At 70.0% G+C, this 18794-nt stretch carries 20 protein-coding genes and 1 pseudogene; 9 read left to right on the top strand and 12 right to left on the bottom strand.

Annotated elements, in window-relative coordinates:
• Positions 1-3: 3 nt before the first annotated feature.
• Positions 4-342 (top strand): transcriptional regulator WblA, encoded by a 339-nt coding sequence (wblA, locus tag RB628_RS07160; RefSeq protein ID WP_318319445.1) that lies wholly within the window; start codon positions 4-6, stop codon positions 340-342.
• A 10-nt stretch (positions 343-352) separates the two neighbouring features.
• Here the strand turns inward: wblA and RB628_RS07155 are convergent, their stop codons facing one another.
• From RB628_RS07155 to RB628_RS07145, 3 genes are read right to left on the bottom strand one after another with little or no spacing between them, the layout of a single operon-like run.
• Positions 353-1765 (bottom strand): ArsA family ATPase, encoded by a 1413-nt coding sequence (locus RB628_RS07155; protein ID WP_318319444.1) that lies wholly within the window; start codon positions 1763-1765, stop codon positions 353-355.
• Complete coding sequence (locus RB628_RS07150) at positions 1762-2739, bottom strand: ArsA-related P-loop ATPase (protein ID WP_318319443.1); 978 nt, start codon at positions 2737-2739, stop codon at positions 1762-1764. Before RB628_RS07150 ends, RB628_RS07155 begins: the two co-directional genes overlap by 4 nt.
• A gap of 30 nt (positions 2740-2769) precedes the next feature.
• Positions 2770-3144, bottom strand: a complete 375-nt coding sequence (locus tag RB628_RS07145) for a hypothetical protein (RefSeq protein ID WP_318319442.1) — start codon at positions 3142-3144, stop codon at positions 2770-2772.
• Between the two features lie 221 nt (positions 3145-3365).
• On the opposite strand from RB628_RS07145, the gene RB628_RS07140 reads away from it, so the two are divergent.
• The 3 genes from RB628_RS07140 (at position 3366) to RB628_RS07130 (ending at position 5278) form a co-directional block, all read left to right on the top strand.
• The gene (locus RB628_RS07140; RefSeq protein WP_318319471.1) at positions 3366-3539 is read left to right on the top strand and encodes a DUF4177 domain-containing protein; all 174 of its coding nucleotides are present in this window, start codon (positions 3366-3368) and stop codon (positions 3537-3539) included.
• Positions 3536-4003 (top strand): RidA family protein, encoded by a 468-nt coding sequence (locus tag RB628_RS07135; protein ID WP_318319441.1) that lies wholly within the window; start codon positions 3536-3538, stop codon positions 4001-4003. Before RB628_RS07140 ends, RB628_RS07135 begins: the two co-directional genes overlap by 4 nt.
• Before the next feature lie 399 nt (positions 4004-4402).
• Complete coding sequence (locus tag RB628_RS07130) at positions 4403-5278, top strand: NUDIX hydrolase (protein ID WP_318319440.1); 876 nt, start codon at positions 4403-4405, stop codon at positions 5276-5278.
• On the opposite strand, the gene RB628_RS07125 is transcribed toward RB628_RS07130, so the two are convergent.
• Complete coding sequence (locus RB628_RS07125; protein ID WP_318319439.1) at positions 5241-5492, bottom strand: hypothetical protein; 252 nt, start codon at positions 5490-5492, stop codon at positions 5241-5243. The two genes, RB628_RS07130 and RB628_RS07125, sit on opposite strands and share 38 nt — an antisense overlap.
• A gap of 51 nt (positions 5493-5543) precedes the next feature.
• On the opposite strand from RB628_RS07125, the gene RB628_RS07120 reads away from it, so the two are divergent.
• Positions 5544-6374, top strand: coding sequence for an MBL fold metallo-hydrolase (locus RB628_RS07120; protein WP_318319438.1), 831 nt, complete (start codon positions 5544-5546; stop codon positions 6372-6374).
• Between the two features lie 77 nt (positions 6375-6451).
• On the opposite strand, the pseudogene RB628_RS07115 reads toward RB628_RS07120, so the two are convergent.
• The 3 genes and pseudogenes from RB628_RS07115 to RB628_RS07105 all read right to left on the bottom strand — a co-directional run.
• Positions 6452-6710: pseudogene (locus tag RB628_RS07115) on the bottom strand (nucleotidyltransferase); the annotation flags it as partial.
• A gap of 75 nt (positions 6711-6785) precedes the next feature.
• Complete coding sequence (locus tag RB628_RS07110; RefSeq protein WP_318319437.1) at positions 6786-7889, bottom strand: PQQ-binding-like beta-propeller repeat protein; 1104 nt, start codon at positions 7887-7889, stop codon at positions 6786-6788.
• Positions 7890-8012: 123 nt separating this feature from the next.
• Entirely contained in the window at positions 8013-8687 is a 675-nt protein-coding gene (locus tag RB628_RS07105; RefSeq protein WP_006382668.1) for a Crp/Fnr family transcriptional regulator, read from the bottom strand.
• A gap of 327 nt (positions 8688-9014) precedes the next feature.
• Between RB628_RS07105 and nth the strand changes: the two genes are divergently transcribed.
• From nth to RB628_RS07090, 3 genes are all read left to right on the top strand, one after another.
• Positions 9015-10205, top strand: coding sequence for an endonuclease III (nth, locus tag RB628_RS07100; RefSeq protein ID WP_412180604.1), 1191 nt, complete (start codon positions 9015-9017; stop codon positions 10203-10205).
• A gap of 94 nt (positions 10206-10299) precedes the next feature.
• Positions 10300-11022, top strand: coding sequence for a CoA pyrophosphatase (locus RB628_RS07095; protein WP_318319435.1), 723 nt, complete (start codon positions 10300-10302; stop codon positions 11020-11022).
• Between the two features lie 94 nt (positions 11023-11116).
• A complete protein-coding gene (locus RB628_RS07090; protein ID WP_318319434.1) occupies positions 11117-12316 on the top strand; it encodes a MarP family serine protease in 1200 nt (399 codons plus the stop codon).
• A 51-nt stretch (positions 12317-12367) separates the two neighbouring features.
• On the opposite strand, the gene RB628_RS07085 is transcribed toward RB628_RS07090, so the two are convergent.
• The 5 genes from RB628_RS07085 to acs form a co-directional block, all read right to left on the bottom strand.
• A complete protein-coding gene (locus RB628_RS07085) occupies positions 12368-12547 on the bottom strand; it encodes a hypothetical protein (RefSeq protein ID WP_318319433.1) in 180 nt (59 codons plus the stop codon).
• A gap of 127 nt (positions 12548-12674) precedes the next feature.
• Complete coding sequence (locus RB628_RS07080) at positions 12675-13640, bottom strand: alpha/beta hydrolase (protein WP_318319432.1); 966 nt, start codon at positions 13638-13640, stop codon at positions 12675-12677.
• Positions 13637-14113: a phage holin family protein gene (locus RB628_RS07075; RefSeq protein ID WP_318319431.1), complete on the bottom strand. Its 477-nt coding sequence runs from the start codon at positions 14111-14113 to the stop codon at positions 13637-13639. The genes RB628_RS07080 and RB628_RS07075 overlap by 4 nt, the downstream gene beginning before the upstream one ends.
• 75 nt (positions 14114-14188) lie before the next feature.
• Positions 14189-15640: a Na+/H+ antiporter NhaA gene (gene nhaA, locus RB628_RS07070; RefSeq protein WP_318319430.1), complete on the bottom strand. Its 1452-nt coding sequence runs from the start codon at positions 15638-15640 to the stop codon at positions 14189-14191.
• Positions 15641-15817: 177 nt separating this feature from the next.
• Complete coding sequence (gene acs, locus RB628_RS07065; protein WP_318319429.1) at positions 15818-17782, bottom strand: acetate--CoA ligase; 1965 nt, start codon at positions 17780-17782, stop codon at positions 15818-15820.
• A 606-nt stretch (positions 17783-18388) separates the two neighbouring features.
• Here acs and RB628_RS07060 point away from each other — a divergent pair.
• Positions 18389-18793, top strand: a complete 405-nt coding sequence (locus RB628_RS07060) for a hypothetical protein (protein WP_318319428.1) — start codon at positions 18389-18391, stop codon at positions 18791-18793.
• The last annotated feature ends 1 nt before the right edge of the window (position 18794 follow it).

Genomic DNA, 18794 nt, shown 5'->3' with positions numbered 1-18794 from the left:
GGTATGGGCTGGGTTACCGACTGGAGTGCGCAGGCGGCCTGCCGCACTACCGATCCGGATGAACTGTTCGTTCAAGGAGCAGCGCAGAACAGGGCCAAGGCGGTGTGCACCGGATGTCCGGTACGCACGGAATGCCTGGCCGACGCGCTCGACAACCGCGTCGAGTTCGGCGTGTGGGGAGGAATGACGGAGCGGGAGCGCCGCGCACTGCTGCGCAGGCGTCCCACCGTCACCTCGTGGCGTCGGCTGCTTGAGACAGCGCGTACGGAGTACGAACGTGGGGTGGGAATCCTGCCCCTCGACGAGGAAGAGGTGTACGAGAACTACTTGGCGGTGGGTTGAGCCGTCTAGGTCAGTCGCTCGTCTCCGGCAGCTCCGGCCGGTCGGTCGCGAGCCGGTTGCCGATGTCCCGCAGTCCAGCGAGGTCATGTACATCGCCGGGCAGCGCGGCGACCTCGGTCACAGCCACCTCCGGGTGGAGCGCGGTGAAGCGGTCGCGTGTGTGCTGCTCGCGGGAGAGCATCTGCATACGATCGGCGTGCAGCCGGAGCAGGCCTGCGGTGAGTTGTTCGACGGTCGGGTCACTGTCGGTGGCGGCGGGGGAGCCTTCGACGTGTTCTTCGACGTCTGCCTCAGGTGCTGGTACCTCAGGAACCGGTGTCGCAGAAGCTGCTGTTTCGGGAGCTGGTGTCTCGGAAACCGAGGATTCTGAACTGCCGTACGTGTCGGGAGAGTTACGAAGTCCAGCTTTCCCGTCCTCCTGATCGACAATGCGGAGCTCTTCAAGATTTTCCGCGGCGGCGAGCGCCCGCTCGGCCGACAGCTGGGTGGCGCCGCTGCCGTGGACCCGGTTGAGCACCAGTCCGGCGAGCGGCATGTCCTCCGCGGCCAGCCGCTCCACGAAGTACGCGGCCTCGCGCAGCGCGTCGCGCTCCGGGGCCGCCACCACCAGGAACGCCGTTCCGGGCGCCTGAAGCAACTGGTACGTGGCATCGGCGCGGGTACGGAAACCACCGAAGGTGGTGTCCATCGCGGCCACGAACGTCTGGACGTCCCTGAGGAGTTGGCCGCCCAGCAGCTTGCCCAGGGTGCCGGTCATCATCGACATCCCGACGTTCAGGAACTTCATTCCCGCGCGCCCGCCCAGTTTCGCCGGCGCGGTCAGCAGCCGGATCAGCCGGCCGTCGAGAAACGAACCGAGCCGCTTCGGAGCGTCCAGGAAGTCCAGCGCGGACCGGGAGGGCGGTGTGTCGACGACGATGAGATCCCACTCGTCGCGCGACCGCAGCTGCCCCAGCTTCTCCATCGCCATGTACTCCTGCGTGCCCGCGAAGCCCGCCGAGAGTGACTGGTAGAAGGGGTTGGCGAGGATCGCGGCGGCCCGCTCACGGTCGGCGTGCGCCTCGACGATCTCGTCGAACGTACGCTTCATGTCGAGCATCATGGCGTGCAGTTCGCCACTGCCCTCCACGCCCTTGACCCGCCGAGGGACGTTGTCGAGCGAGTCGATGCCCATGGACTGGGCGAGCCTGCGCGCCGGGTCGATGGTCAGCACGACCACCTTCCGCCCCCGCTCGGCGGCCCGCAGCCCGAGCGCCGCCGCGGTGGTCGTCTTGCCGACCCCGCCGGCCCCGCAGCAGACCACGATCCGGGTCTCGGGATCGTCGAGCAGCGGATCCACTGCGAGCAAGCGCGCGGGGGGCAGGTGGTGGCGGACGGTGCTGTCGTGCCCGTGCGGAGAGGCAGGGGTCGGGTCCGGACTCATGACATCCCCTGCTTCCGCAGCTCGGTGGCCAGTTCGTACAGACCTGCCAGGTCCATTCCCTCGGTGAACAGCGGCAGTTCATGCAACGGTAGGTGCAATTCGCCGAGCACAGCGCGCTGTTCGTGCTCCAGCGTGTACCGCTCGGCGTACTCCTCGGCCTGAGCCAGCAGCGGGTCCACCAGCTTCTCGGCGTTCCCGCCGCGCCGCGCCCCGCCGAGCCCGGCGGCCGACAGCGACTGCGCGAGCGCGCTGCGAGGAGCCGCTCGTACGAGTTCCAGCTCGGCCTCGTCCAAAACCTCGGGCCGCACCATGTTGACGATGATCCGCCCTACCGGCAGTTTCGCCGCCCGCAGCTCGGCGATACCGTCCGCGGTCTCCTGGACCGGCATCTCCTCCAGCAGCGTCACCAGATGCACCGCCGTCTCGGGCGACTTGAGTACGCGCATCACGGCCTGCGCCTGATTGTGTATGGGGCCGATCTTCGCCAGCCCCGCCACCTCGTCGTTGACGTTCAGGAAACGGGTGACACGACCCGTCGGCGGGGCGTCCATCACGACGTGGTCGTAGACGAATCGCCCGCTCTTGCCCTTGCGCCGGACCGCCTCGCACGCCTTGCCGGTCAGCAGGACGTCCCTGATGCCCGGGGCGACGGTGGTGGCGAAGTCGATGGCGCCGAGTTTTTTCAGGGCGCGGCCCGCGCTCCCGAGTTTGTAGAACATCTGGAGGTAGTCCAGCAGCGCCTGCTCGGGGTCGATGGCGAGGGCATACACCTCCCCGCCCCCGGGAGCGACGGCGATCTTCCGCTCCTCATAAGGCAGCACTTCTGTCTCGAAGAGCTGCGCGATGCCCTGCCTGCCCTCGACCTCGACGAGAAGCGTGCGCTTCCCCTCGGTCGCGAGGGCGAGCGCGAGCGATGCGGCGACCGTGGTCTTTCCGGTCCCGCCCTTACCGCTGACGACCTGGAACCTGCTCACGTATTCGAGGTTAACCAGTCCGGCCCGGACCTACGCAGGTGGCTGTGGACAACGTGCGTACCCTCTCTGATCGCTCGCCATCCACTCGCCCAGCGGAAGCACCAGCGAGCCGGCCTGACCCAGTGCTTCCAGCCTGTTGCCGGCGGCGCGCAGGCGCTCCTGTCGGGTCCGCGCATCTGCCTGCCGGCGCCGTCGGCCGATGGGGTCGCCTTCATACAGCTTCCGTTCCTCGTACAGCTGGTCCAGGGCGCGCAGCGCGTCGGCCCGGTCATGGGGCACCGCGCTTCGCTCCTGCGCTGTCCCGGGCATCTCACTGACCTCTGCGTGGTGGGCAGCCTCTCGCTCCGGGATGCTGCGCGATTCGCTGTCCCGCTCAGCGGCAGGCATCAGGGCGAAGATGTTCACGACCACGTGGTCATCAAGGGCGGTGCGCGAGATGTAGCTGGGTCACACGAGGTGGCGTCACGGGCCTGTCGTGCCGACTCGGCAGCGAATGACCCGAAGCGTGCCTGGTTTCGTTCCGCTGGCTGGCGGAGCACGCCTCACTCCCGTTGACCCGTCCGTAGGACTGGCGCGTATAGCCTGCAACGTGAAGATTCATGCCGCTGACCACCTGGGGTGTTGCCATGTCGGAAAGTAACCGTCGTTCGTGGGAATATGCGACTGTGCCGCTGCTTGTTCATGCCACGAAGCAGATCCTGGACACGTGGGGCGAGGACGGCTGGGAGCTCGTCCAGGTCGTGCCCGGGCCGAACAACCCCGAGCAGCTCGTGGCCTACCTGAAGCGGGAGAAGGCGTGAGCGCGGTGGAGTCCCGGCTCGCCGAACTGGGTCTGACCCTGCCGGCGGTCGTGCCGCCGCTCGCCGCGTACCAGCCGGCCGTGCAGTCGGGGGTGTACGTGTACACCTCGGGCCAGCTGCCCATGGTGGACGGCAAGCTCCCGGTCACCGGCAAGGTGGGCGCGGAGGTCACGCCCGAGGAGGCCAGGCAACTGGCCCGCACGTGTGCGCTGAACGCGCTCGCCGCGGTCAAGTCGGTCGCCGGTGACCTCGACCGCGTGGCGCGGGTCGTGAAGGTCGTCGGTTTCGTCGCCTCGGCCCCCGACTTCACGGGGCAGCCCGCTGTCATCAACGGTGCCAGCGAACTCCTCGGTGAGGTGCTGGGCGACAAGGGCGTCCACGCCCGCAGCGCGGTCGGCGTGGCGGTACTGCCGCTGGACGCGCCGGTCGAGGTCGAGGTCCAGGTGGAGCTGACGGGGGTGTAGGCGAGGCGGGGTTTGCTCGGGATTCCTTCCCACCCACCCCGTCTCGGCCCGATTGCCGGGCGCCCTCGAACCTCTCGGCGCCGGCCGGCGTTCGCGGGCGGCCTGCCCAGGCTTCTTTCCCGCCCCGCCGCCCCCGCCGCTTTTCAGCCCACGCCCAGTTGCATCCGGCGCGTCCGGTGTTTCAGAGGGTGAGGCCGGTCCGGCTCAGGCTCCTTGGCGCCGGCCGGCACCATCCAGCCCGTCTGGGGGTCCCCCTCTGGGGGAGTTTGAGGACAAGGCCCGTTCAGGGCCGAAGCGGGGGTCTGGGGGCGCAGCCCTCAGGGATGGGACGGGTAAGGGCGGCGGGGCGGACACCCTCGGAGCCTCGAACATGCGCCCACCACCGGATAGCCTCCGCCCATGGCAAACGGGCAGTGGTATCCACCGGAGTGGCCGGACCTCATCCGCGGGCTCGCCGAAGGCACCCTCACCCCGGTCACCCCGAAGCGCGCGGCCACCGTCATGCTCCTGAAGGACACCGACGCCGGCCTCGTCGTCCACATGCTGCGCAGGCGCGCCTCCATGGCCTTCGCCGGGGGCGCGTACGCGTATCCGGGCGGCGGAGTCGACCCGCGCGACGACGACCACCTGATCCGCTGGGCGGGCCCCACGCGCGCGTGGTGGGCGTCCCGGCTGGGCCTGGGCACCGACGAGACGTCCGCACAGGCGGTCGTCTGCGCCGCCGTACGCGAGACGTACGAGGAGGCGGGTGTCCTGCTCGCGGGCCAGGCCGCCGACACCGTGGTCGGAGACACCACGGGCGACGACTGGGAGGCGGACCGCGCGGCCCTCGTCGCCCGGGAGCTGTCCTTCGCCGAGTTCCTGTACCGCCGCGGGCTGGTGCTCCGATCCGATCTCCTCGGGGCGTGGGCCCGCTGGATCACCCCGGAGTTCGAGGCTCGCCGCTACGACACCTGGTTCTTCGTGGCGGCTCTCCCGGCGGGCCAGCGCACCCGGAACGCCTCCACGGAGGCGGACCGCACGGTGTGGATCAAACCGGCCGACGCGGCAGCCTCGTACGACAGGGGCGAGCTGCTGATGATGCCGCCCACGATCGCGACGCTGCGCGCACTGGCCCCGTACGACAGCGCGTCCGGCGCCCTCACCGGGGCCCTGGAGCGCGACCTGGCCCCTGTCCTGGCCAGGGCCACCCTGGAGGACGACGAGATCGTGCTCGCCTGGCCCGGGCACGACGAGTTCACCAAGCACATCCGGATCGGGGGAACCCCCGCATGACCGCGTCCGCGATGGTGCCCGTGCTCGCGATGCCGCCCACGTCCGCGATGCCGCCCACGCCTGCGATGGTGCCCCCGTCCGCGATGGTGCCCGCGCCCGGCAGCCCAACCGCGATGCCGCCCCCGTCCGCGATGGTGCCCGCGCCCGGCAGCCCAACCGCGATGCCGCCCGCGCCCGTGATGGTGCCCGCGCCCGCGAACACCCTCACCCCCACGACCCCACCCCCACCCCCACCCCCGCCTCACCCCCTGACAGGTGCCCCCGCATGACTGAAGCCGCCGCTCTCCCCGGCCAGCCCCGCGGCGGGGTTCTTTCGGGCCCCGCCACCGCGCGCGCGGTCAACGTCCTCGCGCCCAACGCCTCCGCGATGACCCTCGACGGCACGAACACCTGGATCGTCTCCGAGCCGGATTCCGAACTGGCCGTCGTCGTAGACCCGGGGCCCCTGGACGACCTGCACCTCCGGCATGTCGTCGACACCGCGGAGAGGGCCGGCAAGCGGGTCGCGCTGACGCTGCTCACGCACGGGCATCCGGACCACGCCGAGGGTGCCGGACGGTTCGCCGAGCTGACGGGGACGCCTGTGCGGGCGCTCGACCCGGCGCTGCGGCTGGGGGACGAGGGCCTCAAGCACGGGGACGTCGTGTCCGTCGGCGGGCTGGAGCTGAGGGTCGTACCGACGCCGGGGCACACCGCGGACTCGCTCTGCTTCCATCTCCCGGCCGATCGGGCCGTCCTGACCGGTGACACCGTCCTGGGGCGTGGAACGTCCGTGGTGGCCCATCCTGACGGCCGTCTGGGGGACTATCTGGACTCGCTGCGGCGGCTGAGGTCCCTGACGGTGGACGACGGCGTGGACATCGTCCTGCCGGGCCACGGACCCGTCCTGGACGACGCCCAGGGCGCCGTCGAGTTCTATCTCGCCCACCGCGCCCACCGGCTCGCCCAGGTCGAGACAGCGGTCGAGAACGGCTACACCGGTCCCGCGGAGGTCGTCGCCCACGTGTACGCGGATGTGGACCGCTCCCTGTGGCCGGCCGCCGAACTGTCCGTACGGGCCCAGCTGGAGTACCTCCGCGACCACGGCCTCATCTAGGGCCTGCCCGGCGACCGGGCCCTCGGTCGGGCTTGGGCGCCTTGACGCCGTGCCTCGCGCGCGTACTCCTCGACTACCCGCGAGACCAGCGGCGTGCCGGCGCCCTCGATCTGCTCGAACTTCCTGTCGAGCGCCGCGTCCGTCGCACCGGCCGCCGCCCGGTCCCCCTCCGCGGGCTCATCGCGCAGCGCGAGCAGGAGGTCCAGGTCGCTGCGGCCCACGCGCGCGACCGCGCGGAATCGATCCGTAGAGGTACGCGCTGGGCAGCCGTTCCCCGAAGACGTCGAGGAGTTGGCCGCGGGCGGTACCTACGGCGGGCCGGAAGGCGTACGGCACGCGCGCGAGGGAGCCCTCGCGTGCGATGAACCCCGCTCGTCCAGCCCAGGGCGCGCCGTCACTTCGTACGTCACGTCACTTCCAGCGGAACACGCGCAGGCGGCGGGTCTCACTCACCGCATGGCACACCACGGCCAGGCGGTCGCCCCAGGCGGCGTACCTCGCCCGGTAGCTGAAGCCGGGCAGTCTGCGCTCCGCGACAACCCGACCGTCGGCGGGGTCGAGGACGGTCACCCGGCTGCCGTAGCCGTTGCCCACCATGAAGTACCCGCGGTGGGCCAGCGGATGGAGCGTACGGCCGTGATCAACGCGCCACTCCCAGAGTTGCTCGCCGGTGCGGACGGAGTAGGCGCGCAGGAGGGTGTCGGCGCTCTTCTCGCTGTCGCCGGCGGGGTCGTCCGGTTCCAGTCCGACGGCGATCGTGTCGCCGACGACGGCGACCGCGGGTCCGAAGTCCTGGTAACCGTCGGGGAGTTCGATGTGCCACTGCCCGTCCTCGCGCACCACGTACAGCCGTGGGCGGGAGCGCTTGCCGCGGTTGCGGACGGACAGGACCGGCGGGTCGGCAGCCAGGGCGGAGAACCAGTCGCCCCAGTGGTCCGGGAGCGACCGCTCCCACTGGACGGAGCCGGTGCGCGCGTCGAGAGACCGGACCACCGGAGGTTCTTTGCCCTTCCGGCCCTGGCTGTTCGCTATCCAGACGGGGGCGGTCGCTATCCGGCCGCCGCCGATCGACACATGGCGTGCGCGGTCGGCGCCGATGTCGCCCAGCTGGTCCTTCGGCTGCTCGCGCGACCAGGCAACGTCTCCGGAGCCGAGGTCGAGCGCGGTGAGGCGGACCTTCTCGTCGACCCGCCCGCCGTCGTCGTAGTGCAGGACGACGCCCAGGCCGTCCGCGGTGTCCTCGGCCACCCGGACGATCACGTCCTGGCCCGGCGGCTGCCAGGTCCAGCGGGGCTCACCGGTCGCCGGTGCGTACGCGGTCACGCGGTCGAAGCGCACCAGGGCCACCACCTCGTCCGTCGCCCACACCCCGAGCGGCTCGCCCAGGTCCTGCTGCTCGAACTCGGACTGCCACAGCGTCTGCGCCTCCGGGTCCCGGCGGAACAGTCGCAGCCGGCGCTTCGCGGGCTCCGGCGCCGCCGCCCAGACCGACTCCGGCGCTCTGTCCTGGTGCATCTCCACCCACCCCTTGATCCTGTTCTCGCCACCGCGCGGTCCGCGTGGCCCCCCACTCCGGTGAACGCGAGAGGGGCCCCGCCGTTCGGCAGGGCCCCTCTCGCACGTATGGACGACTCCCGGCTACCTCGAACGCTTCGCGAGGCGCTCCACGTCCAGCAGGATCACGGCCCGCGCCTCCAGGCGCAGCCAGCCGCGGCCCGCGAAGTCGGCGAGCGCCTTGTTGACCGTCTCCCGGGAGGCGCCGACGAGCTGCGCCAGCTCCTCCTGGGTCAGGTCGTGCACGACGTGGATGCCCTCCTCCGACTGCACGCCGAAGCGGCGCGAGAGGTCGAGCAGGGCGCGCGCGACACGGCCCGGCACATCGGAGAAGACCAGGTCGGACATCTGGTCGTTGGTCTTGCGCAGTCGCCGGGCGACTGCGCGCAGGAGCGCGGCGGCCACCTCGGGGCGGGCGTTCAGCCAGGGCTGGAGGTCGCCGTGGCCGAGGCCGAGCAGCTTGACCTCGGTCAGCGCGGTGGCCGTGGCGGTGCGCGGGCCCGGGTCGAACAGCGACAGCTCGCCGATCAGTTCGCCGGGGCCGAGGACGGCCAGCATGTTCTCGCGCCCGTCCGGGGACGTGCGGTGCAGCTTGACCTTGCCCTCGGTGACCACGTAGAGGCGGTCTCCTGGGTCGCCCTCATGGAACAGGGCGTCACCGCGCGCGAGGGTCACCTCACTCATGGAGGCGCGGAGCTCCGCGGCCTGCTCGTCATCGAGCGCCGCGAAGAGCGGGGCGCGCCGCAGAACGTCGTCCACGAGTTCTCTCCTTGTCGACCTGCTCAGGGGATCTTGCTCCCCGGTTAACGGGGACCGTGTTCCCCATCTTGCCGGACGGTCCAAACAGTGTGATCTGTCACAAGGATGCCGCACGGGTGTCCCGAGCAGTGCGGCAGGGGGCCAATTGGGCGCCGATCTCCAGGGTCCGGGGCGGATGTCAGTGCCGGGCTCTAGGCTGGCCGGGTGTCCAAATCGCCGGTGAGAGCACAGGCCAAGGGGGCTGAGCGGGTGACCGCCCGGCGCGATTCCGCTGTGGGCGAACAGGGTGCGGGTGGGGGCCGGAATGCGTGGAAAGCGGCAGAGGTGATGTCGGTGGAGAAAGCCGCCAAGAAGGTGACCGGGGGGACGGAGATGGCTGGAACGGCCGGAAGTGGCGCCCCGGAGGAAGAGTCCGCCGGGCCGGTCGACCCGGTGAAGAAGGCCGCGCGCGTGAAGAGGGCGGCGCCTGTGCAGAAGGCCGCGTCCGCGGCGGCGCAGAAGGCGACCGCGACCAAGACGGCCGCGCCTGCGAAGCCGGCCGCCCCCAAGCCCGCGTCCAAGGCCGCTGCCCCCAAGGCCGCCGCCACCAAGGCCGCCGCTACGAAGGCTGTTGCCTCCAGGTTCGCTGTCTCCGAGGCCGCCGCCGTCGATACCGCTGCCCCGAAACCCGCGTCCAAGGCCGCTGCCCCCAAAACCGCCGCCCCCAAGCCCGCGTCCAAGGCCGCCACGTCCAAGCCGCCCCGCGACGAGTCGCGTACCGCGCTTGTCCGTCGTGCCCGCCGGATCGACCGCGAGCTCGCCGAGATCTATCCGTACGCGCATCCCGAGCTGGACTTCGAGAACTCCTTCCAACTGCTCGTCGCCACGGTCCTGTCCGCCCAGACCACCGACCTGAGGGTCAACCAGACGACCCCCGCCCTCTTCGCCAAGTACCCCACCCCCGAGGACCTGGCCGCCGCCAACCCCGAGGAGGTCGAGGAGATCCTGCGACCGACCGGCTTCTTCCGTGCCAAGACCAGATCTGTCATAGGGCTGTCCAAGGCTCTGTCGGAGGACTTCGGCGGCGAGGTGCCAGGCCGGCTCGAAGACCTCGTCAAACTGCCCGGCGTGGGCCGCAAGACCGCCTTTGTCGTGCTCGGCAACGCCTTCGGGCGCCCCGGCATCACCGTGGACACGCACTTCCAGCGGCTCGTGCACCGCTGGCAGTGGACGGCGGAAAAGGACCCGGACAAGATCGAGACCGCCGTCGGCGCGCTCTTCCCCAAGAGCGACTGGACGATGCTCTCGCACCACGTGATCTTCCACGGCCGCCGTATCTGCCACGCCCGCAAGCCCGCCTGCGGTGCCTGCCCGCTCGCCCCGCTCTGCCCGGCGTACGGTGAGGGCGAGACGGACCCGGAGAAGGCGCGGAAGCTCCTGAAGTACGAGAAGGGCGGCTTCCCGGGCCAGCGGCTCAGCCCGCCGCAGGCGTACCTCGACGCTGGTGGCATCCCGGCGCCCCCGCTGGGGGCCGGATGAGGCCCGGGATGATGCCTGGGAGTCGTACGGCATCGTCCGGGACGGAACCAACAGGGCAGCCGCAGGCGTTGGAAGCAGCAGAACGGGGGTGGCGGTGACTCGCGCGAGCAACACACAGGGCGGCGAGGCGACGCTCAGCAAGGACGGCCTGCCCGGCTGGCTCGATCCGGTGGCGCACGCCGTCGAGACGGTCGAGCCGCTCCAGCTGAGCCGCTTCCTGCCGCCCGCGGACGGCGCCGGCCGCCAGTCCGCCGTACTGATCCTCTTCGGCGAGGGCGAGGGGAAGACCGAAAGCCTTGAGGGCGACGGCGGGCCCGAGCTGCTGCTCATGGAGCGCGCCACCTCGCTGCGCTCCCACGCCGGCCAGCCCTCCTTCCCGGGCGGCGCCCTCGACCCCGAGGACGGCGATCCGCAGGGCGACGGTCCGCTGCGGGCCGCGTTGCGGGAGGCCGAGGAGGAGACCGGGCTCGATCCGGCCGGCGTCCAGCTCTTCGGCGTGCTGCCCAAGCTCTACATCCCGGTGAGCGGCTTCGTCGTCACGCCCGTGCTGGGCTGGTGGCGCGAGCCGACGCCGGTCGGGGTCGTCGACCCGAACGAGACGGCCCGCGTCTTCACGGTCCCCGTGGCGGATCTCACGGATCCGGCCAACCGTGCGACCGCCGTGCACCCAAGTGGCCACAAAGGTCCGGCATTTCTGGTCGAATCGATCTTGGTGTGGGGCTTCACGGCCGGGATCATCGACCGCCTGCTGCACTACTCGGGGTGGGAGCGGCCCTGGGACAGAAACAAGCAGGTCCCGCTGGACTGGCGCGCGTGACAGGGTGGCCCTCGTGCTGTGATCTCCGGGGGACATCCCCCGGACCCCCGGCCGAGCTCAAGGCGACCGGAATGACGAGGCGAGGCTTGAAACGGTGAACGTGCTGGACATCTTGTTGCTGGTCGCCGCCGTGTGGTTCGCGATCGTCGGTTACCGCCAGGGGTTCGTCGTCGGCATCCTGTCGGTGATCGGCTTTCTGGGCGGTGGTCTCGTCGCGGTCTATCTGCTGCCCGTCGTCTGGGACGGTGTGACGGACGAGGCCGAGGTGAACACGACCGCCGCGATCGTCGCGGTCGTCATCGTGATCGTCTGCGCCTCCGTGGGCCAGGCCCTGACCACCCATCTCGGCAGCAAGCTGCGCCGGTACATCACCTGGTCGCCCGCGCGCGCTCTGGACGCGACCGGCGGAGCCCTCGTCAACGTCGTCGCGATGCTCCTGGTCGCCTGGCTGATCGGCGCCGCCCTCGCGCAGACCACGATGCCCACGGTGGGCAAGGAGGTCCGAGGCTCCAAGGTGCTGGCAGGGGTGCAGCAGGTGCTGCCCTCCGACGCCGACACCTGGTTCAAGGACTTCACCTCGGTCCTCGCGCAGAACGGCTTCCCACAGGTCTTCAGCCCGTTCGCCGACGAGCCCATCAAGGACGTCGACCCGCCCGACCCGGCGCTCGCCAACAGCGCGGTCGCCGTCCGTGCCCAGCGGTCCATCGTCAAGGTCATGGGCACCGCCCAGAGCTGCGGCAAGGTCCTGGAGGGCACCGGCTTCGTCTTCGACAAACGCCGTGTGATGACCAACGCGCACGTGGTCGGCGGCGTCGACGAGCCCACCGTCCAGATAGGCGGCGAGGGCCGGAAGTACGACGCGACGGTCGTCCTCTACGACTGGAAGCGCGACATCGCCGTACTCGACGTACCCGATCTGAGCGCGCCCGCGCTGGAGTTCACGACCGAGGACGCGAGCAGCGGCAAGAGCGCGATCGTCGCCGGCTTCCCGGAGAACGGGTCGTACGACGTCCGTCCCGCGCGCGTGCGTGGTCGCATCACGGCCAACGGACCGGACATCTACCACCGCGGCACGGTCCGCCGCGATGTCTACTCCCTGTTCGCGACCGTCCGCCAGGGCAACTCCGGCGGCCCGCTGCTCACGCCCGAAGGCAAGGTGTACGGCGTGGTCTTCGCGAAGTCCCTCGACGACCCGGACACCGGTTACGCGCTCACCGCGGACGAGATCCAGTCGGACATCGCCCAGGGGCGTACCGCCAACCAGCAGGTGGACAGCGACAGCTGCGCGCTCTGAGCCGGTTCGGACCGCTTGAAAAGTCCCCTACGGGCTGGTCCCGTACGGGCCTCAGGGGCGGGGGTGGCGCAGGCGCACCGTGACCCAGCGGGCTCGGCGGCGCAGGATGCGCGGAATGCCCACCTTCAGGTCCGTCCCCGCGATGTGCGGGGAACCTCCTCGGTGAGAGCTCAGGCCGTGGCCCGAGCGGCGATTGCGTGCTGCGTCACTGTAGTCGTGCGTCCAGCCCATACCCCGACGTCTGCCCCTGGCCCAAGGTCGATAACCGCCCCATGGGCCCCCAATTGGCCTATGCGCCGGGCAATTGGCCGTTCGTAGGACAGATGTTCCAGTCCTCGAATGCCGGGCGCACCGGCGGTCACCGGTCGGGCTCGGGATCCTTCAGCCAGTTGACCAGCTCCGTCGAGAAAGCGACCGGATCCTCCTCGTGCGGGAAGTGCCCCAGACCGTCGAACAGACGCCAGCGGTACGGCGCTTCGACGTACTCCCCGGAGCCGGCCGCGCTGCGCGTGCGCAGCACCGGATCGAGCGAGCCGTGCAGGTGCAGCGTCGGCACCTGCACCGGCCGCTTCATGCGCCGGTTGAACTGGATGCCGTCCGGACGGGCCATCGAGCGGACCATCCAGCGGTACGGCTCGATCGCACAGTGCGCGGTCGACGGGATGCACATGGCCGCGCGGTACGTCTCCACCGCCTCGTCGTCCGGCAGTCGCGGCCCCGACCAGTCCCGGATCAGCCGTCCGACGAGCGCGCTGTCGTCCGCGACGAGCTGACGCTCCGGGATCCAGGGCCGCTGGAACCCCCAGATGTATGAACCGGCGGCCGTCTGCCTGACGTCGGAGAGCATCGCCGACCGCCAGCGCCTGGGGTGGGGCATCGAGGACACCACGAGCCGCCGTACCAGCTTGGGGCGCATCACCGCGGCCGTCCAGGCCAGGTATCCGCCCAGGTCGTGGCCGACCAGCGCGGCGTCGGGCTCGCCCAGGGACCGGACGACGCCCGTGATGTCGAGGGCGAGGTTCGCGGGGTCGTAACCCCGGGGCGTGCGGTCGCTGCCGCCCACGCCCCGCAGGTCCATGGCGACGGCCCGGAACCCGGCGTCGGCAAGGGCGGCCAGCTGGTGGCGCCAGGTCCACCAGAACTGTGGGAACCCGTGCACGAGCAGGACCAGCGGCCCGTCGCCCAGTTCGGCGATGTGGAACCGGGCGCCGTTGGCGGCGACATCCCGGTGCATCACCTCGCCCCCGCCGGGCAGGTCGAGCCGTACGACCGAGGCGGGCTGCGTGGATGAGGGGTGCGCCGGGGGTGTGGCGGGGTCCGTCATGAGGACGAGCGTGCCACAACCTCGACCGTGTCACTCACCGGGGCGGGGCGGGGGTGCGGCTTGGCGTTCTGGAGTACGCCCGCTGTCTCCTTCATGGAGGCGGCGACCTTCTGCGGGCCCTTGCTCTTCTTGGCCTTCTTCGCGAAGACGACGCCGATCATCACCAGGAGTACGGCGACCAGGACGTTCGCGGCGAACGACAGCAGGAAGCAGACCGCGAGGTTCCAGTCGCTCCAGGTCCGGATGGCGTACGCCAGTGCGAAGTTGAGCATCGGCAGGGAGAACAAAAGGACGGCGCCGGCCACCGTGAACGCGCCGCCGCTCGTCGCGCCGCGCTTCACGTCCTGCTTGAGCTGCGCTTTCGCCAGCGCGATCTCGTCGTGCACCAGCGCGGACATCTCGGTCGTCGCCGAGGCGAACAACTGGCCGATGCTGCGTTCGGCGCCGACCGGGTTGCCGTCGGGTGCGCTCATCGAGGTCTCCCTGTTGTTTGCTCGGGTGTCTGACGTACGCGCCTGGCGTACCTGTCTGACTGTTTACGTGTCAGATCATGCCGGACCGTTGCCCTTGTCGCCCGCCCCGCCCGCCACTTCGGCAAGCCGGTCCCGTTCTGCGGCCTCGATTTCTGCGGCCTTGAGGTCGGCGATGCGCCGGTGTTCTGCCGCCTTCCCTTCGTAGATGTCGGCCATGCGCAGGTGGTACGCCGGATCGTGCTCCTCGTAGATGTCGGGGATGCCGTCGAGGTCGTCGTCGCGCTCCTCCGCCTCCCACATCCGGCGGTATCGGGCGTTCCGTATCTTCAGCAGCACGGTCGCGGTGAGCGCGGCGATGAGCGAGCCGACCAGGACGGCGGCCTTGACCTCGTCGGTGAGCGCGGCATCGCCGTCGAACGCGAGTTCGCCGATCAGTAGCGAGACGGTGAAGCCGATCCCGGCGAGCGAGGCGACGGCGAACACGTCGGCCCAGGCCAGGTCGTCGCTGAGTGAGGCGCGGGTGAAACGTGCCGTCAGCCAGGTCCCGCCGAAGATCCCGAGTGTCTTCCCGACGACGAGCCCGAGCACGACCCCGAGCGTCTCCGGCTGCGTGAACACCTCCCCCAGCGCCCCGCCGGACACCGAGACACCTGCGCTGAACAGGGCGAACAGCGGCACGGCGAGCCCGGCCGAAAGGGGTCGTACCAGATGCTCGACGTGCTCCCCGGGCGAGTGCTCCTCCCCGTCCTCCGTACGGGTCGTGCACCGCAGCATCAGGCCCATCGAGACACCGGCGATGGTGGCGTGGATGCCGCTGTTGTACATCAGCGCCCAGATGACGAGCGCGAGCGGGACGTACACGTACCACCCGCGCACGCCCTTCCGCAGCAACAACCAGAAGACGGCGAGGCCGACGACCGCGCCGCCGAGCGCGGGGAGGTTCAGGTCGTCGGTGAAGAAGACCGCGATGATCAGGATGGCGAAGAGGTCGTCGACCACGGCCAGGGTGAGCAGGAACGCGCGCAGGGCGTTCGGCAGGGACGTACCGATGACGGCGAGCACGGCGAGCGCGAAGGCGATGTCGGTGGCCGTGGGTACGGCCCACCCGGCCAGTGAGCCGCCGCCGGTGACGCTGGTGAGGGTGTAGACGAGCGCCGGTACGGCCATTCCGCACAGGGCGGCGACGACGGGCAGCGCGGCGGCCCTCGGGTCGCGCAGATCCCCGGCGACGAGTTCGCGCTTGAGTTCGATGCCGGCGACGAAGAAGAAGATCGCGAGCAGCCCGTCGGCGGCCCAGTGCTGGAGGGAGAGGTCGAGCCCGAGGGCGGCGGGGCCGACGTGGAAGTCGAGGACGGCCTGGTAGCTGTCCTTGATCGGCGTGTTGGCCCAGATCAGCGCGGCGATCGCGGCGAGGAGCAGCAGCACCCCGCCGACGGTCTCCGTCCGCAGTGCGTTCGCGACGAAGGTCCGCTCGGGCAGCGAGAGCTGTCCGAGGAGCTTGCGGCTGGGGGAAGAGGGGGCGGCCACGGGGAGACCTCCGGTCGATGGGCAGCACGGAACGTATGCCGACCAGACTTCCCGGCGCACCTTGGCGATCCTCGCGGATCTTGTCGCGTTGTTGACGCGATCTTCAGCTTACCCAAGGTGCGCGGGGATACGCGGCCCGGAGGAAACCCCCTGGTGGTCTAGTCCATCTCCAGCCCTCTAGTCCTCGCTGCCCGCCGCGGGCAGCTTCGTCTGGATGAGGTCCATGACGGTGGAGTCGGTCAAAGTGGTCACGTCGCCCAGCTCCCGGTTCTCGGCCACGTCGCGCAGCAGTCGGCGCATGATCTTTCCGGAGCGGGTCTTGGGAAGTTCCGCGACAGGCAGGATGCGCTTGGGCTTGGCGATCGGGCCGAGGGCCTCGCTGACGTGGTTGCGCAGTTCGGCGACGAGGGTGTCGGTCTCGGAGGCGGTGCCGCGCAGGATGACGAAGGCGACGATGGCCTGCCCGGTGGTCTCGTCCGCGGCGCCGACGACGGCCGCTTCGGCGACGGAGGGGTGCGAGACGAGCGCGGACTCGACCTCGGTGGTGGAGATGTTGTGCCCGGAGACGAGCATGACGTCGTCCACCCGGCCCAGGAGCCAGATGTCGCCGTCGTCGTCCTTCTTGGCGCCGTCACCGGCGAAGTACTTGCCCTCGAAGCGGGACCAGTACGTGTCGAGGAACCGCTGGTCGTCGCCCCAGATGGTGCGCAGCATGGACGGCCACGGCTCGGTCAGCACGAGGTAGCCGCCGCCCCCGTTGGGCACTTCGCGCGCCTCGTCGTCGACGACGGTGGCGGCGATGCCGGGCAGCGCCCGCTGGGCGGACCCCGGCTTGGTCTCGGTCACGCCGGGCAGCGGGGAGATCATCATGGCGCCGGTCTCGGTCTGCCACCAGGTGTCGACGATGGGCGTCACGTCGGAGCCGATGTGCTTGCGGTACCAGATCCACGCCTCGGGGTTGATCGGCTCGCCCACGGACCCCAGCACCCGGAGGGAGGAGAGGTCGAACTTGGCGGGGATGTCGTCGCCCCACTTCATGAACGTACGAATGGCGGTGGGCGCCGTGTAGAGGATCGTGACCCCGTACTTCTGGATGATCTCCCAGAAACGGCCCTGGTGCGGGGTGTCCGGAGTCCCCTCGTACATCACCTGCGTCGCACCGTTGGCCAGCGGCCCGTACACGATGTACGAGTGCCCGGTGACCCAGCCGACGTCGGCGGTGCACCAGTAGACGTCGGTCTCCGGCTTGAGGTCGAAGACGGCGTGGTGGGTGTAGGCGGCCTGGGTGAGGTAGCCGCCGGAGGTGTGCAGGATGCCCTTGGGCTTGCCCGTCGTACCGGAGGTGTAGAGGATGAACAGCGGCTGCTCGGCCTCGAACCCCTCGGGTGTGTGCTCGGCGCTCTGCCGCTCGACGACATCGTGCCACCACACGTCCCTGCCCTCGTGCCAGTCGACGTCCTGGCCGGTACGGCGGACGACGAGCACGTGCTCCACGTTGTCGACGCGCTCGACGGCGGCATCGACGGCGGGCTTGAGCGCGGACGGCTTGCCGCGGCGGTAGCCGCCGTCGGTGGTGATGACGATCTTGGCGTCGGCGTCCTGGATGCGGGTCGCGAGCGCGTCCGCGGAGAACCCGCCGAAGACGACACTGTGCGCGGCGCCGATACGGGCACACGCCAGCATCGCGATCGCCGTCTCCGGGATCATCGGCATGTAGACGGCGACCCGGTCGCCCTTCTCGACCCCCAGCTCCAGCAGGGCGTTGGCCGCCTTGGACACCTCGTCCTTGAGTTCGGCGTAGGTGATCGCGCGGCTGTCGCCGGGCTCCCCCTCGAAGTGGATGGCGACCCGGTCGCCGTTCCCGGCCTCGACATGCCGGTCGACGCAGTTGTACGCGACGTTGAGGCTGCCGTCCTTGAACCACTTGGCGAACGGCGGGTTCGACCAGTCCAGCGTCTCGGTCGGCTCGGTGGCCCAGGTCAGCCGGCGGGCCTGCGCGGCCCAGAAGCCGAGCCGGTCAGCCTTGGCCTGTTCGTACGCCTCCGCCGTGACGTTGGCGTGTGCGGCCAGCTCGGCGGGTGGCGCGAACCTGCGCTCTTCCTTCAGCAGGTTGGAGAGTGAAGAACGCTCGTTGTCTGCCATTCCGGTACACCGTCCCAATTGGTTTAGACCAGTCAACCCCTCAATTCTCGAAGGGGTGCCGGGGCGGGTCAACCCCTGCACGAGCCGGGTCGCCCACCAACGATCACGCGCAACAGCCCCCAGGGGTTCACCCTAGGGGCTGTGCACTTCCCAGCGCCTACGGCTCGCAACCGGGGGCCGGGAGTTCAGTGGGTCACATAACTATCACTGCGCCCAGAAGATTGCCTCTGTCATATCCCGTACCCTTCGCCTCGCCTTATCGAACCTTCGTGCGAATGAAGTGTTGGTGAAGGAACGGCCCCGGTACCTCACGGTAGGTACCGGGGCCGTCGTCCGTCCGCAGGACCGCGCCGCCCCCTCGGGGGAAGGCGGCGCGGCCAGCTCAGTGCGGGATGCCCTCGATGATGTCGCGTCCCCCTTGGTGCATAAGAAACCCCGCCCATCCGCCACGGGGGTAACGGACGGACGGGGCTTCCTCATCCTCTCAAGCGCGCTCCCTATGGCCGCGTGAGAGGGCCCTACACCCCTTCTGGCCGCTCGACCTGCCCAGGTTGGGGACGGCCGGAAGGGGGGTCTTGTGGCCCCTGGTGGGGCTAGGCTCGCTCTATGGCTGAGCCCTTCGTAAACGGTGACGTTCTGCACCTTGCTTGCGGTATCTGCCCGTCGCGCCGTCTCCCCGTTGGGGAGTTCGACGTATTCGAACGGCCCACAAGGGAATGCCCGTTCAACCCTGCGGATGGTCACCGGTACACGGCCGACGGAACGCCGGTCTGTGTTCATCCGGAAAAGGTCGGGCTGCCGGTCGCCCGGTACAAGAGCGAGAATGCACCGCTGACCATGGAATTACATTTGCCGCCCGACCCTTCCGAATTGGTGCCGTACTTGCATGACGTGCTCTACAGTGCAGCACCGGTCTTGCTCGACCAACTCATTGCCCAAGCATCAGCAGAGATCCGGCGTAAGTTCCCGGACCTTGACCCGCTTACGGTGCTGCGCCGCGCGATGAGCTAGC

This window comes from Streptomyces sp. ADMS (genome assembly GCF_033441795.1).
Lineage (GTDB): Bacteria > Actinomycetota > Actinomycetes > Streptomycetales > Streptomycetaceae > Streptomyces.
Note: the sequence above shows the minus strand (reverse complement) of the source record. Positions and strands in the feature narration are given on the sequence as shown.

Coding starts and splice junctions, on each gene's coding strand:
- wblA (WP_318319445.1), top strand. CDS start 4: ATGGGCTGGGTTACCGACTGGAGTGCGCAGGCGGCCTGCCGCACTACC.
- RB628_RS07155 (WP_318319444.1), bottom strand. CDS start 1,765: ATGAGTCCGGACCCGACCCCTGCCTCTCCGCACGGGCACGACAGCACC.
- RB628_RS07140 (WP_318319471.1), top strand. CDS start 3,366: ATGTCGGAAAGTAACCGTCGTTCGTGGGAATATGCGACTGTGCCGCTG.
- RB628_RS07130 (WP_318319440.1), top strand. CDS start 4,403: ATGGCAAACGGGCAGTGGTATCCACCGGAGTGGCCGGACCTCATCCGC.
- RB628_RS07120 (WP_318319438.1), top strand. CDS start 5,544: ATGACTGAAGCCGCCGCTCTCCCCGGCCAGCCCCGCGGCGGGGTTCTT.
- RB628_RS07110 (WP_318319437.1), bottom strand. CDS start 7,889: ATGCACCAGGACAGAGCGCCGGAGTCGGTCTGGGCGGCGGCGCCGGAG.
- nth (WP_412180604.1), top strand. CDS start 9,015: ATGTCGGTGGAGAAAGCCGCCAAGAAGGTGACCGGGGGGACGGAGATG.
- RB628_RS07085 (WP_318319433.1), bottom strand. CDS start 12,547: ATGGGCTGGACGCACGACTACAGTGACGCAGCACGCAATCGCCGCTCG.
- RB628_RS07080 (WP_318319432.1), bottom strand. CDS start 13,640: ATGACGGACCCCGCCACACCCCCGGCGCACCCCTCATCCACGCAGCCC.
- RB628_RS07075 (WP_318319431.1), bottom strand. CDS start 14,113: ATGAGCGCACCCGACGGCAACCCGGTCGGCGCCGAACGCAGCATCGGC.
- acs (WP_318319429.1), bottom strand. CDS start 17,782: ATGGCAGACAACGAGCGTTCTTCACTCTCCAACCTGCTGAAGGAAGAG.
- RB628_RS07060 (WP_318319428.1), top strand. CDS start 18,389: ATGGCTGAGCCCTTCGTAAACGGTGACGTTCTGCACCTTGCTTGCGGT.